General features: G+C 60.4%; 12 protein-coding genes and 4 pseudogenes. 1 reads left to right on the top strand and 15 read right to left on the bottom strand.

What is annotated here, in order from left to right:
- Positions 1 to 550: 550 nt before the first annotated feature.
- The 10 genes and pseudogenes from VOM14_RS10700 to VOM14_RS10655 all read right to left on the bottom strand — a co-directional run.
- Positions 551 to 697: pseudogene (locus VOM14_RS10700) on the bottom strand (IS3-like element IS1397 family transposase); the annotation flags it as partial.
- 462 nt (positions 698 to 1,159) lie between these two features.
- On the bottom strand, positions 1,160 to 1,546 hold the full coding sequence (locus tag VOM14_RS10695) for a hypothetical protein (protein WP_327628680.1): 387 nt from the start codon (positions 1,544 to 1,546) through the stop codon (positions 1,160 to 1,162).
- Between the two features lie 94 nt (positions 1,547 to 1,640).
- Complete coding sequence (rbsK, locus tag VOM14_RS10690; RefSeq protein ID WP_327628679.1) at positions 1,641 to 2,558, bottom strand: ribokinase; 918 nt, start codon at positions 2,556 to 2,558, stop codon at positions 1,641 to 1,643.
- Between the two features lie 15 nt (positions 2,559 to 2,573).
- On the bottom strand, positions 2,574 to 3,026 hold the full coding sequence (gene rpiB, locus VOM14_RS10685; RefSeq protein ID WP_327628678.1) for a ribose 5-phosphate isomerase B: 453 nt from the start codon (positions 3,024 to 3,026) through the stop codon (positions 2,574 to 2,576).
- Positions 3,027 to 3,095: 69 nt separating this feature from the next.
- The gene (locus VOM14_RS10680; protein ID WP_327628677.1) at positions 3,096 to 3,890 is read right to left on the bottom strand and encodes a transporter substrate-binding domain-containing protein; all 795 of its coding nucleotides are present in this window, start codon (positions 3,888 to 3,890) and stop codon (positions 3,096 to 3,098) included.
- Between the two features lie 71 nt (positions 3,891 to 3,961).
- Positions 3,962 to 4,765 (bottom strand): amino acid ABC transporter ATP-binding protein, encoded by an 804-nt coding sequence (locus tag VOM14_RS10675; protein WP_327628676.1) that lies wholly within the window; start codon positions 4,763 to 4,765, stop codon positions 3,962 to 3,964.
- Positions 4,758 to 5,438, bottom strand: coding sequence for an amino acid ABC transporter permease (locus VOM14_RS10670; RefSeq protein WP_327628675.1), 681 nt, complete (start codon positions 5,436 to 5,438; stop codon positions 4,758 to 4,760). Before VOM14_RS10670 ends, VOM14_RS10675 begins: the two co-directional genes overlap by 8 nt.
- Before the next feature lie 26 nt (positions 5,439 to 5,464).
- Positions 5,465 to 6,145: an amino acid ABC transporter permease gene (locus tag VOM14_RS10665; RefSeq protein WP_327628674.1), complete on the bottom strand. Its 681-nt coding sequence runs from the start codon at positions 6,143 to 6,145 to the stop codon at positions 5,465 to 5,467.
- Between the two features lie 30 nt (positions 6,146 to 6,175).
- A complete protein-coding gene (locus VOM14_RS10660) occupies positions 6,176 to 7,126 on the bottom strand; it encodes an NAD(P)-dependent oxidoreductase (RefSeq protein ID WP_327628673.1) in 951 nt (316 codons plus the stop codon).
- A 7-nt stretch (positions 7,127 to 7,133) separates the two neighbouring features.
- Positions 7,134 to 7,859 (bottom strand): FadR/GntR family transcriptional regulator, encoded by a 726-nt coding sequence (locus VOM14_RS10655; protein ID WP_327628672.1) that lies wholly within the window; start codon positions 7,857 to 7,859, stop codon positions 7,134 to 7,136.
- A gap of 413 nt (positions 7,860 to 8,272) precedes the next feature.
- Between VOM14_RS10655 and VOM14_RS10650 the strand changes: the two are divergent.
- Positions 8,273 to 8,653, top strand: a pseudogene (locus tag VOM14_RS10650) (IS3 family transposase); the annotation flags it as partial.
- A 34-nt stretch (positions 8,654 to 8,687) separates the two neighbouring features.
- On the opposite strand, the pseudogene VOM14_RS10645 reads toward VOM14_RS10650, so the two are convergent.
- From VOM14_RS10645 to VOM14_RS10625, 5 genes and pseudogenes are all read right to left on the bottom strand, one after another.
- Positions 8,688 to 8,864: pseudogene (locus VOM14_RS10645) on the bottom strand (transposase); the annotation flags it as partial.
- Between the two features lie 124 nt (positions 8,865 to 8,988).
- Positions 8,989 to 9,788 (bottom strand): annotated as a pseudogene (locus VOM14_RS10640) (SDR family oxidoreductase).
- A 77-nt stretch (positions 9,789 to 9,865) separates the two neighbouring features.
- A complete protein-coding gene (locus tag VOM14_RS10635; protein ID WP_327628671.1) occupies positions 9,866 to 11,542 on the bottom strand; it encodes a thiamine pyrophosphate-binding protein in 1,677 nt (558 codons plus the stop codon).
- Positions 11,543 to 11,634: 92 nt separating this feature from the next.
- Entirely contained in the window at positions 11,635 to 12,972 is a 1,338-nt protein-coding gene (locus VOM14_RS10630) for an MFS transporter (protein ID WP_327628670.1), read from the bottom strand.
- A gap of 116 nt (positions 12,973 to 13,088) precedes the next feature.
- A complete protein-coding gene (locus VOM14_RS10625; RefSeq protein WP_327628669.1) occupies positions 13,089 to 13,958 on the bottom strand; it encodes a TauD/TfdA dioxygenase family protein in 870 nt (289 codons plus the stop codon).
- Positions 13,959 to 14,121: the final 163 nt, after the last annotated feature.

The raw sequence follows: 14,121 nt of genomic DNA, 5'->3' as shown, positions 1-14,121 counted from the left end.
TTCAGCATAAGTCTTCTGTGTATCTTTTTGAGCGATGAAATGAACACTGTCGAATGTTATAGCGAAATGTATTCTTTGCGATGCTTTGCAGGTGGATTTGCGACAGCTCCTGGAGATTGAACGCAAAGAAAATGAAACTTGAGCAAGTACCGGCGTCTGTTACTGCGGTTGATCAGGACTCGGGAACTACCTGTTCTACGTATGGGACGTCAAGGATCTCCGCGACCTGCTTGAGTTCCGAAGGCAGACGGCCCTCAAGCACAAGGATGACTCGCAACAGAGGCGGCCCGGCAAGGTGGTCGACGCGTGCCTGACCCTCCGAAACAGCCCGGTATTTGACAACCTGGAAGAGCCCCCGACGGGAGTCGTCTAAGTTCCCTTCAGAAACACGCGATTTCACCTGGACGTAAGAGGTGACCACGCACCGTCTTGACCATTGCCGATACGTCACGAAATGCGTTACTTGGATTCGTTCACATAGATCCTGTAGGCTTTTCCTTGGTCATCCTAGCCCGATTTCGTTGCACATTGTTCTTCAAAAGAATAGTCGCGTCGTCGAACGCCAGTCTCGTGGATAGAACATCTCGGTCTTCAGCCTGCCGAAGAATCCCTCACAGGCCGCGTTGTCCGGCGAACAGGCTTTACGCGACATGGATCGGACCAGATTAGCTTTTGCAACCCGCGATAGCCAGCTCGGCTTCCACCGCATCACCGCCGCAGGTCACAAGGACAAAGCACTTGAGTACGGCAAGGACTTACTTACCGAGCGACCGCTCGACACTAATACCCGCCTTTTCAGATCTTACGGCTTGACCGGCACCAACGGGTCGAGAGTACTCGTTCACTGCATCGGCATCTGTCATTCGAGGCTACGATCGTGTGAGTGGCGGCAATCCGCCGCCTATAAGTTGCCGCACTGTGACCGCCCCTCGAACGTCAGCAATGGCCGAAAAGTTGGCAAAGTCTCACTCCCCGTCGTCCTCACCTTGCCCCGCTTTGCCGTGATAAGCGCGGGTTATCACCGCTACGCCGCGGGCAACTCCGCGGCGTCTCCCTACGTGCTGACTCGTATGGTTTGGATGGGACGCAGATTTTGAAAGCATCCGCATCTATGTCAAGCATTCCTACACAACGTTCGAAATGGTTAATTATATTTAAGTCAAATGCATAGGATGTCAGAATAGTGCATGCGGTCCGCCGTTGGTTTGCAAACTTTTGTTTCCGAATTTTGCATGAATTTGTTCTCGTCCCTTGTCTGAATGAAAACAGCTTCCTGCCGACGCCGTTCACCACCTGCATCTGCTCTTGCAGCGTCGGACTGTTCGGAAACGACTGAATGCGCGCCAGCCGGCTGTTGCTGAGCGCGCGAACAGTCCGACAAGCGGCTGCCAATACGATTGAAGCACTCGAGGATTGAACGACATGAGAACGTTGGATCCCATCCAAAGTGCGGCCCGGGCGTCGGCAAACCTACAAAAATGACTTCCATAGCCCTTGAAAGAACAATTTCATGCAGCATTTCTTCAAGTAAATCTGTTCTCGCCACGGGTCCGAGCCGCCATTTGCCGGTGCCTCAGGAGGAACAAAATCATGCAAACCAACGAATGGCGCAGCCCGAATCCGAGGCTGTGCGGTCGTCATCAACCATCTCCCGCAAGCTCTCGCGCATAGGCCAGCGAAGCCATCGCGCCTCGACGCGTCACGCTGATCGACGCCGCACGTTGCGCGAATTCGATCGCGTGCTCCAGCGGCCTGCCTGAAACGAGCGCCGCGGCGAACGCGCCGATGAAGGCATCGCCCGCGCCGGATGTATCGATTGCCTGCGTCATATAGGCTTCGCGGCGCAGCCGCGTCCTGCCGTCGCCGTATAGCACGCCATCGACGCCCAGCGTGATCAGTACCGATCGAGCGCCTTTTCCAAGCAGCACGTCGAGCGCACGATCCTGGTCGAATGCACCGTCCGCAGGCTGCTCCGCGAGCACCATGGCCTCGCTTTCGTTTGGAATGAGGATATCGACCAACGCAAGCAACGCCGCATCGATCGGCATCGCGGGTGCCGGGTTCAGCAAGACCGGCACGCCTGCTTCGTGCGCAATCCGAGCAGCATGGAGCGTCGCGGACTCGGGCGTTTCGAGCTGACACACGAGCAGCGCGGCCGACGCGATATCGTCGGCAGCCGCATCGACCAACGCGGTATCGACATGCGCATTCGCACCTTCATACAACGCGATGCAATTCTGCCCGCTGGCTTGATCGACGAGGATCATGGCGGCGCCCGTCGCGACATCGCTCACCTCCTTCAGATGGCGCACGTCGACGCCGTTCGCGCTCAGCGCGGCGCGCGCGAGGCGTCCGGACTCGTCCGCGCCAACGGCGCCGACGAATCGCACCGATGCCCCCATGCGGGCCGCGGCCACCGCCTGATTAGCGCCCTTGCCACCCGTCAAACGCTGGAAATCACTGCCCTTCACGGTTTGTCCGGGGACGGGCAAGGCCGCGCAACGCAGCACCAGATCCACATTCACGCTGCCGAGCACGACGACATGACCCTGTTTCATGCGCTGTCTCCCCGCTCAGACATTAAGGCTCTTTTCCAGCGCGTTCAGCTTCTCCACCCGCCGGCGGAAATCTTCGTCGGTCGAGAATTCGGCACCCAGAAAAGCATCGATCAGATCCGTCGCGAGCCACGCACCAACGATCTGAGCGCCTAAACACATGACGTTGACGTCGTCGTGCTCGACAGACTGGTGCGCCGAATGGATGTCATGACACACCGCCGCGCGAATGCCCCTTATTTTGTTCGCCGCGATCGACGCGCCGACTCCGGTGCCGCACACCATGATGCCGCGCTCGGCACGTCCCGTCAGGACCTCGCTCGTCAGAAGCTGCGCAATGTCCGGAAAATCGACCGGCGTGTCGCTGAAGCCACCGACGTCGATGACCTCGTGTCCCAACGCTTTGATATGGCCGGTCACTGTGGATTTCAACGACCATCCCGCGTGATCCGAACCGATTACGATGCGCATCCCAAACTCCTTTTGTTGTGTTGAAGGTCGCGGCGCGCCACGCGCGCGCCTTTATGGTTTAGAGCCTGCTCAACGCATCTGGGGCGGCAGATCGTTGCCGTGATATTTCTTGTAGATGGCGTTAAGCTTGCCGTTTTTCAGGTTCGCGTCGATCCACTCGTTGAGCTTCGCGAGCAACTGCGTCTGCCCTTTTTTCACGCCAATCGCCAGATCGAACTTGTGCAGCACGACTTTTTTCTCGAACGGCCGATCGGGTGTCTTCTTCGTGATCTGGTTGACGATGGTGAGCGACGTGGCGATCAGATCGCACTGACCACTGACCGCGGCAGTCACGTCGGTCGCATCGTCGTCGTAGCGGGCGACCTGAAAGCCTTTGTCACGCGACATTTTCGTCACTTCAAGGTCCTGTGTCGTGCCACGCGTGACGCAGACCGTTCGGCCCTTCAGATCGTCGATGCTCTTGACCGGCAGGTCCTTGCGCCCCCCAATGACCGATTCGAGCACCGCGTAAGGCTTCGAAAAATCGATCACCGTGGCGCGCTCGGGCGTCACCGACAGCGTCGAGATGGCCACATCCGCCTTGCCGGTCTGGAGGTTCGGGATGCGCGTCGCGCCTGTCGTCTGCACGAAATCGAGCTTGACTCCCCAGTCCTTCGCGAGCAGTTGCGCGGTTTCCACGTCCGATCCGATCGGCTTCATGCCCGCATCCATCATCCCCGAGGGCGGAATGGCGAGGTCGGTCGCGACGCGGATCGACTTCGACTTCGTGATGTCGTCGAGCACGTCCGCGTGCGCGGCGCCGATGGCCGTGCCCAGAACGCAGGCTGTGATCGCGGCCAGTGTGAGCTTCCTTCTGTTCATCATGGTGATGGGGTCTCCTTGTTGATATCGAATAGATTTGTCATCGCATGTTGCTCCGCCTGTGCGGCAACGCGTTACAGGTCGCTGTCGAGAAATTGCGCCAATTCGGCAGACACCGGCGCGCGCATGATCTCGGGACCCCCGCGTTCCCAGACGCGTCCCTGATGCATGAACAACACCTGATCCGCGACGTTGCGCGCGAAGCCCATTTCGTGCGTCACCATGATCATGGTCATGCCACCGGCCGCCAGGTCCTCGATGACGCGCAGCACCTCGCCGGTCAGTTGCGGATCGAGCGCCGAGGTAACTTCATCGAACAGCATGACCTTCGGCTGCATCGCGAGCGAACGGGCGATCGCCGCGCGTTGCTGCTGACCGCCCGAAAGCTGCTCGGGATAGTCATCGGCCTTGTCCGCCAGCCCTACTCGCTGGATGGCCTCACGCGCCAGTTCGCGCGCCTCGTGCTTGGGAACCGACTTCGCCAGGCGAGGCGCGAGCGCAATGTTCTGCTCGACCGTCAGATGCGGAAACAGGTTGTATTGTTGAAACACGATGCCGACATCCAACCGCAGCACCTTGAGCGATACGTTCGGATCGTCCACCCGGTGCCCGCACACCGTGATCTCGCCGCGATCGATCGTTTCGAGGCGATTGATGCAGCGCAAGGCCGTGCTCTTGCCGGAGCCGCTTCGCCCGATGATCACGGTCACCGTGCCGCGACCCACTTCGAAGCTCACGCCGTTCAGGACCTGCGTGGCGCCGAAGCGCTTGTGCACGTCCTTGACCAGGACGACGGGATCGGCAGCCTGCGGAAAGATTGCCGATGCGCCGGGGTGGTAAAGCGCGGCCTCTGTGACCGGTTGTACAAATTCAGTCATGCGCGATGGCCTCCAATTTCAGCTCGCGCGCGAATCCGGTGCGGTGTTCGAGCGAGCGACTAAGACGCGAGATGGGGTAACACAAGCAGAAATAGACAGCGGCTATGATCAGATACACGATGAACGGTTGAAACAGCGAGTTGTTGATGATCTGCCCGGAGCGAGCCAGTTCGACGAATCCCACTACCGACGCGAGCGACGTGTTCTTGATGACCTGCACCGTGAAGCCGACTGTCGGCGGTGTGGCAATCCTGACCGCCTGCGGGAGAATCACCCTGAACATGCGCTGCGTGCGACTGAGCGCGAGACACTCTGCTGCTTCCCACTGTGGTTTCGGCACTGACTGGATCGCGCCGCGCCAGATCTCGCCGAGATAGGCGCTGACATTCAACGTGAGCGAGAAGCCCGCCGCGACGAGCGGGGAAATCGCTACCCCTATGGTTGGCAATCCAAAATATGTCACGAACATGATGACCAGAAGCGGCGTACCCTGTATGAGCTGCACGTAGCCGGTTGCGGCCATCCGCACGCCTTCGCGCGGGGAGATGCGGGCCAGCGAGACAAGGAAGCCACCCATGCCGCCGCCGATCAGCGCGACCAGCGAGAGCACGACCGTCCAGAGCGCTCCGTCAATCAAAAACTCGAGATGAGTGGCGTTCAGATGTCCAGGCATTTCAATATCCGTGTAATGAGCGCGCGTCAGAGCGGCGTGCCGAGTCTGCGACGTCGGGGAAACAGCCACGTTCCCAGCGTCCAGAAGCCAATTCGCATCAGCAGCGACAGCACCACATATGCCGCCGCAACGACGAGATACGTTTCGAGCGGCCGGTACGTCTCCGACTGAACGAAGTTCGCGACTGCGGTGAGCTCTTCGGTCGATATCTGCGAGCACACAGACGAAGCGAGCATCATCAGCACGAACTGGCTCGTGAGCGCGGGATAGACACGCTCCAGGCCCGGCAGCAGAATCACATGGCAATAGACCTGCAGGCGCGACAACCCGAGACACTCGGCCGCTTCGATTTGGCCGCGCTGGATCGAATCGAAGCCCGCGCGCATGATCTCGGCCGCGTACGCGCCCACGTTGATGACAAGCGCGAGGATCGCCACGGTGACCGCGGAGAGCCGCAAACCCATACTAGAAAGGCCGAAATAGACCAGAAAGATCTGCACGAGCAATGGCGTGTTGCGGATCGCCTCGACATAGCCGCCGCAGGTCGCGGCAAGCCAGCCAATCGAACTTCGGCGGCCGATCGCGCACAGGGTGCCGATGACGAATCCCAGTATCGTCGCTGCGATCGCGAGAATCAGCGACAGGAACGCGCCTTGCATCAGTTCCGGCCAGTGCTCAAGGACAGTGGAGAAATCGAGGTTCGTCATGGCGGTGAGAGCGATGTGCGAAGCGGGCGACTAGTTGGCGCTCTGGGCCGTCATGCGGTCGTACACGCGGAACAACGCGTGATTGCCGTTGCGTGCCTCCCCGTGCGCGACCGCGTCGAGATACTGGTTCGTTACCAGCGCCGATGCCGGCAACGGCACGTTGAGCGTGTGCGACTGCTCCTGCACGAGGCGCAGGTCTTTGAGCATCAGGTCGATGCGAAAGCCCGCGGACGCATCACCGTCGATCATCGCGGGCGCCAGCTTGTCCATCATCCAGGATGCTGCCGAGCCGCCCAGGAGGACCTCGCGCAACTGTTTGAGGTCCACGCCCGACGCGCGGCCGAGCGCGAGCGCTTCGCAGATGGCCTGGATATTGATGCCGCAGATGAGCTGATTGCAGAGCTTCACTGTCTGGCCCGCTCCGCTCGCGCCGACGTGCGTGACTGTCGCGCCCATTGCCTTGAAGAACGGCCGCGCCATCTCGAAGCCCTGCGCCGTGCCGCCGGCCATGATAGTTAACGTGGCATTCCTGGCACCGATGGGACCGCCCGACACCGGCGCATCGACATATTCGATGCCCTGCGCCGCGGACTGCGCGTGCATGCGTCGCTCCGCTGCGGGCGCAATCGTGCTCATGTCGATGATCAGGCGCCCCGCCGGCGGATGGGCCAGCAAGCCCGCTTCTCCGAGCACGACCGCTTCCACGTCGGGTGTGTTGGGCAGCATCGTGATGGCTGCATCCGCACCCCGCGCCGCGTCGGCCACGCTGCTCGCCGCGTGGGCGCCGAGCGCCGCCAGTTCGTCGACTGCCTCATGGCGCACGTCGAACACCCGCACCGCAATGCCCACCTTTAACAGGTTCAGCGCCATTTCGCGCCCCATGGTACCCAACCCGATGAAACCCACCGTGCGCAACGCTGTGCCTTGTGACATCGAATCCTCTTCTGATCTCTTTAGAGAATGTTGAAAGCGCCAGACCACCCAGCGCTCAGGAAGACTTCCATTCGGTTGCGGCCTTGTGCCGATACTCGTCGCCGATGCCGAAGTGCTCGCGTAAGACCTGGTCGGCGGCCTGCTCGTCGCGATCGACTACCGCCTGAAAAATCCGGCGATGATCGGCGATGACACGCGACTTGATATCCGGGTGAAGCTGAACAGTCTCACGGCGATGCCGATGCGAATGCATGAGCAGCGCGCCGACCGTGCGATGAAGGTTGATCAATGTCTTGGAGCCGCCAGCTTGTACGAGCGCTGCGTGAAACTCGAAGTCCGCCTGGCTTCCAAGCTCAAGCTGATCGACCGTCGCCTCGATCTGGTCGAGCGCCGCCCGCATGCGCTCAAGGTCGGCAAGCTTCGCGCGGCGGCACGCAAGTCGGATTGACTGACATTCGATGGCGATACGCGCTTCCATCACGTCCTCGACGACGTCCTTTTCCTGCGCGAGCGCGAAGGCGAAGAAATCGCCAAGTGTCGATACATCCGGTCGGGTCACGATGGTGCCGACGCGCTCGCGAATTTCAACCGCGCCGATCATCGCCAGCGCGCGCAACGCCTCGCGTACGACGGGACGGCTCACGCCCAGCTGCAAAGCGAGTTCGCGCTCGGGGATGAGCTTATCGCCCGGTTGAATGGCGCCCTGCAGCAACAGGTCGCGAAGGAAGGAGAAGACCTTCTCGAAGCCTTTGCTGTCCTCTTCTTGACGAACAATCTGCACGATAGACTCTCGGTAAAACCGTGGTAAGACCAATAATTACAACCAGGTACGGCCGTGGTATGACCAGAACTTACGCGAAATGCTCATGCTCCGCCTATACGTGGTTTCCCGCACCGCTCTGTACGGCAGCCGTTACCTCATTTGCAACTACGATGAGGCTGGGCGAGACATCACGCAGAACATCGTCGGCTTCTTTAAATGTGACTCATAGTGCTCAACCGCGCTATGTGGTTGATTAATCTTCTCGAGATCTCTGTCGTCACGTCGGTACCCATTGGGAAAGTTCGAATCGCGCTGCTGCCTGCTACTGCTGTGCTTCTACATGCCGAGCCTTGAGTGGCCTCATTACGCCTCCCATGAGGTGGCCCGATTACGCCGCCCCTGATTTGGCTCTATAACGCCGCCCGCTGACACTGCTCGCACGCGGCGTGCGCGTGGGCAAGGAGCGGGTTCGAAAGCTGATGGCGCAGCATGGCATTCGGGCGCGCCACAAGCGCAAGTACATCGAGACGACGAACTCGAACCACGACCGGCCGGTCGCAAAGAACCTGCTGAAGCGCAACTTCACCGCCACCGCACCGAACCAGGTCTGGACGACCGATATCACCTATCTGGCGACGGCCGAGGGCTGGGTGTATCTCGCTGTCGTCATCGACCTGTTTAGCCGGCAGGTGGTGGGCTGGTCGATGCAGCCGCACATGAAGGCTGAACTGGTCACGGACGCACTGCGCATGGCGTGGTTCCGGCGCCGCCCGGAAGCTGGCGTAATCGTGCATAGCGACCGGGGCAGCCAGGGCGGATTCAACCGGTCGTCGCAACACTAGATTGTTAAACAAATTTTAGGTAGTCGTCCAGAGCTTCGACCGGTGTCTTCCAACCAAGCGTTTTCCGGGGCCTGGTATTTAGTGCATTGGCGACGGCCTGGATCTCTCGAGCGCTCCAACGGGATAGGTCTGTGCCCTTTGGAAAGTATTGCCGCAGAAGGCCGTTCGTGTTCTCGTTTGAGGCATACTTCGCGACGCTGCCTGCGATCAAATCGGCTGCATGAATGCTCCGGTGGTTCCACTTAAAAATCTCAGGCCCCTGTCCGAACGAGCAGCGCCACCTCTGAGCCCGCCGACGCTCGCGATTAGAACGTCCCCGGATACGCCCCACCGTCGAGCAGAAGGTTCTGCGCGTTGATATAGCCGGCCTGAACGCTGCAGAGGAATGCACACGCGGCACCAAATTCTTCTGGATGGCCGAATCGGCCGGGCGGTATTTCGCGCAACCGTGCGTCACGGGCCACCTCAAAAGGAATCCCCTTTTTTGATGCAAGATTTTGCAAGTTGCCGCGCAGCCGTTCGGTGTCGAAGCTGCCGGGCAGCAAACTGTTGATCGTCACACCATGCGGCGCGACTTCACGCGCGACGCCGGCGACAAAGCCGGTCAGTCCGGAACGTGCGCCGTTCGATAACCCCAGATAGCTGTTTGGCGCCTTCACTGCTGCGCTGGTGATGTTGACGATACGTCCCCAACGGCGCTCGATCATCCCGTCGACCGTCGCAAGGATCAACTCGATCGCACTAAGCATGTTCGCGTTGATCGCGCGCATCCATTGCTCCGTATTCCAGTTGCGGAAGTTGCCGGGCGGAGGGCCGCCGGCATTCGTCACGACGATATCGAATTGTCCCGGCGCCCCGCCGGAAGTTGCGCTGCGACTGCCAGCGCGTCGTGTCGCCCGGCCGGTGTCGTAATGTCACCGGCGATGGCGACCACCGCGCCGCCGTGGCTGCGCAACTCCCGCGCGGCACCCTCAAGCGCATCGGCGCCCCGCGCAACCATGATGAGCGCAACGCCTTCTGCCGCTAATGCTCTAGCGCAGGCGAAGCCGAGTCCCTTGCTCGCATCGCACACGAGCGCGGTTTTTCCATTCAGGCCAAAATCCATCGAAGCTCCTCGTGACGGGCAATCTGGATCGGGCAGCCGCTCGGGATAGTCCGCGCATCCCGCACTGGTACTTTCTCTTACCGCGCGAGTTGTGCCAATGCCTGTTCGCGTATTTCGGTCAGGCTCATACGCGGCGTAAGTGCTTCCGGATCAACTCGGATCTCTATCAGCGCAGGCCGACCAGAAGCAGCCGCGCGCTCAAACGCGGGGGCGAACGCGGCCGTGGTATCGACAAATTCTCCATGCACTCCGTACGCACGCGCCAGAACCGCGAAATCGGGATTCGTCAGCGCCGTCCCGCTGACCCGGCCCGGATAGCTCCGCTCCTGATGCATCCGGATCGTCCCATACATGCCGTTGTTGACCACGATAAAGATCGCGTTGGCGCGATAGTGAACGGCCGTGGCGAGTTCCTGTCCGTTCATCAGGAAGCAACCGTCGCCGGCGAGACATACCACCATGCGCTGAGGCGCCATTAGCTTCGCCGCGATCGCCGCGGGCACGCCGTAGCCCATCGAACCATTGCTCGGCGCCAGTTGGGAACGAAACGACCGGTATTGATAAAAGCGATGCAACCAAGCCGAGTAGTTGCCGGCGCCATTCGTCAGAATGGCGTCCGCAGGCAGGCGGCCACGCAGCCATTCGATGATCTCCTCCATCTGCACGGCGCCCGGCGCGCGCCCCAGCCGACTGGGCTCGACATGCGCGAGGTAGTCGGCATGAGCGCCTTCGGTCCACACCGAAGCGGGTCGTTCGATCCGACCAAGCGCCCTTGCTCTGGCCGCAAAGGCTTTCATCCCGCTGTTGATCGGCAAATCCGCCTGATAGACGCGCCCCAGTTCTTCGATGCCGGGATACACATGAACAAGACGCTGTCTTGGAACGGGCACGTCCACCAGCGTATAGCCGCCGGTAGTCATCTCGCCCAGGCGTGCGCCCACGACCAGCAGCAGATCCGCGTCCCTCACTCGTCGTGTCAGCAGTGGCGGTGCAGCGAGCCCAAGGTCCCCGGCGTAGTTCGGATGACTGTTATCGAAAAGGTCCTGGCAGCGAAACGACGCCGCCACCGGCAAGTCCGCCAGTTCCGCGAAGTGCCTGATATCGTCGACCGCGGCAGCGTCCCAACCGCCGCCTCCCACGATCATCAGTGGCCGTTCGGCGCATGAAAGCAGCCCACGCAGTTGTTCCATCTGCGCGTCGGCCGGGTTTGCTTCGACTCGCGTGTAAGCGCGGGCGTCGGCGATATCGGCGCAATCGGTCAACATGTCTTCCGGCAACGCAACAACCACCGGGCCCGGCCGGCCATTCACTGCGCGGTGAAACGCTTGCCCGATGAGTTCGGGAATCCGCGCGGTGTCATCGATCTGCACGACCCACTTTGCGAGCGGGCCGAACATTCGCCGATAGTCGATCTCCTGGAACGCCTCGCGATCCGACTGCTCGCGCGCCACCTGTCCGACGAAGAGAATCATCGGCGTGGAATCCTGAAACGCTGTGTGCACCCCTACCGAAGCGTTCGTCGCGCCGGGCCCTCGCGTAACGAAACAGATGCCGGGCTTGCCCGTTAGCTTGCCGTACGCCTCGGCCATGTACGCAGCGCCGCCCTCTTGCCGGCATACGACGAGGTCGATGTCGCCACTTGCGTCATATAGCGCATCAAGCACCGCGAGATAACTCTCGCCCGGTACGCAAAAGATCCGGTCCACGCCGTTGATGCGCAGTGCGTCCACCAGCACTTCACCGCCGGTTCGCATGTGTTTTCTGCTATCCAAGAGACATCTCCAAAGGATGACGGACTGCCTCGCGTCGTTGCGATTCCCGCGTGCAATCCCAGTTTCCTTGCGCGTTACTGGTCGAGGTAATTAACCTTCCGAGTTTCCGGCCCTATGAAGGCCGCGATCACCACCACGAGGCCGCCGATCACGAGCAGCAGTGGCGCCGTGTCGCGCAACGGCATGACGGCCGACAGCCAGTTCTGGTAGACGGCAAAAAACGACGGAAGGATGATCGCGAAGCTGAATGCAATGCCATAACCCGCCGAACGATTGCCGGTATGAAACCGCTCGTTGAGGTAACTGTGCGGCCCCGAACCCCACACTAGCCCGACCAGGAAGAATGCGATCGATTGCAATGCACCGGCCAGAACCAGTTGATCCCCGGGAAGCCGGACCAGGATATACAGCAGGATCGGCGCAATGACGGTGGCCGCGATTCCCTGCGACAGAAACGCCATGCGCCGTCCGACCCTGTCGCTGACGACACCGCCGAGGACGAACCCGAAGAATGCGGTTGCGCTCGCAATGAGCATGATCGTCGTAACCTGCGTCGCGTTCAGCTTGACAACTGTACGCAGCATAGCCGGCATAATTACCGCTGGAACCATGTACGCGAGCCACAAGCCGTTCATCAGCAGGAAGCCCTGCACAAGGCTGCCGACCTGCACGCCACGGAATAGCGCCGCAAACGACGTTCGGCCTTCACCGGAGGCGAGCCAGCGATGCGACTCTTCAACGTGCCGTGTCATGTAGTAGCGAAATCCAAACGCCAATCCCGCGCCGAGTACGAAGGGAACGCGCCAGCCCCATTGCACGTAAGGCGAATCGAGTCCCGCATGAGGCAGCAGATGAAGCAGTAGCAGCCCGAGCAGCGACATCACGATAAACGAGAGGTTCGAGCTTGAGCCGATAAGGCCGCCATAGAAGCCGCGTCGCGAATGCCGACAGGTTTCCATCGCGAGTGTTACTGCACCGGTGTACTGGCCGCCAGCGAAAAAGCCCGTCAGGAAGCGTAATACGATTAGCCCTGCGATCGACGCGGTACCGATGCTCTGATAGCCCGGCATGCACGCGGTCAGGAGGACGGCTGTGCCCGCACCGGCCATCGTCACCGACGCCACGCGCTTGCGGCCCAGGCGATCGGCGAAGTAGCCGAAGAACAACGCACCTGCCGGACGTCCGAGCAAGGCGGCGGCGAAGATGAAGGAATCCAGCAGCGGCGAAACGAGCTGCGGCGGCTTGAAATACAAATAGGCCGGCGCAAGGATCATCACGGGCAGATACAGGTCGTAGACGTCGATGAAAAAGCCGAAGAAAGCCGTCCATACTGATGACATCTGAAACTTCTGCGCTTCTTCGCGTCGTTGCGACGCCTGTGCAGGAATGGCCTGCGTGGAACTCAGACTCATTGCGTTGTCTCCTGGGTGTGCGTAGCGGCCGCCGGTCGTCTCTCTTTCTTGTAGTGGCCGGGCGGATTCGCGTCGCAGACGCACCGCCCGGAATGACGCAAAGGTACCGATCAACGTCAGCCCGCGATGGGCGCCGTTCCGGTCGTATTGATACGCCACATCGAGCGGAATTGATCAGGTGGTAGCTTGTCAGTCGTGGCGCAATGCATCGTCGCACGGTTGTCCCAGACGAGGACATCGCCCGTGCGCCACTTGTAGCGAAATTGAAAATCGGCTTGATCGCAGTGCTCGTAGAGCGTCTGCAAAAGCGCTTTGCTCTGCGCCAGCTCCATGCCGAGAATGCCTTTCACACCGGACGTCAGGCCAGGAAATACAAAGATAGACAGTTCACCGGTCTCGGGATGGCGGCGCACGACGGGGTGTATCACTTCGGGCGTCTGTTCCCGCTCAGACTCGGTCAGCAACTGCCAGCGTCCCTCGGGATGATTGCGGTCCACGTGCCAGCGGTAGTGATGCTGCGCCTTGAGACCATGAAGCTTTGCCTTCATATCGTCGGGAAGCGCCTCATAGGCTGCGGCGAGATCGCCGAATAGGGTATCGCCGCCTTCGTCGGGCGTTTCCAGCGCGTACAGCATGGTCGCCTTCGCCGGCACTGCCTTGTATGAATAATCAGAATGCCAGTGCGAACCTGCGTCCTTGATACCTTTCGGTCTGCCGAGTTCAGTGCGGTTGGACAGGAGTGTGATCCCAGGACGTTCCGAATGGCGATACATTTCGACCGTGTGGGGCTCGATTATTCCGAACCGCTCGCCGAAAGCATGGAAATCAGCCGCCGATAACTTCTGATCGTGAAAGGCGATGACCTTATGCTGCAGAAACGCCTCGTAAATCTGCCGCCAGCTATCTTCCGGCAAAGGCGCCGAAAGATCCACACCCGAGATTTCGGCGGCAAAGCCGGGCCCCATGCGGCGTACCGTGATCGTCATATCGTCTCCTTCGTAAATCGCACAATGGTGCCTCGAATCCGCAGCGCACTCCTGTGGATCTGGGCTGTTATGAACCTCGAGCGAACTGGCCTTGCACTTGAACACCTAACACTCGAGCACTTGAGCCAGTCTGTTGTCTGATTCTCGGCGGATGGTCGGGACC

Source organism: Paraburkholderia sp. MPAMCS5, from assembly GCF_036016995.1.
GTDB lineage: Bacteria > Pseudomonadota > Gammaproteobacteria > Burkholderiales > Burkholderiaceae > Paraburkholderia.
Note: the sequence above shows the minus strand (reverse complement) of the source record. Positions and strands in the feature narration are given on the sequence as shown.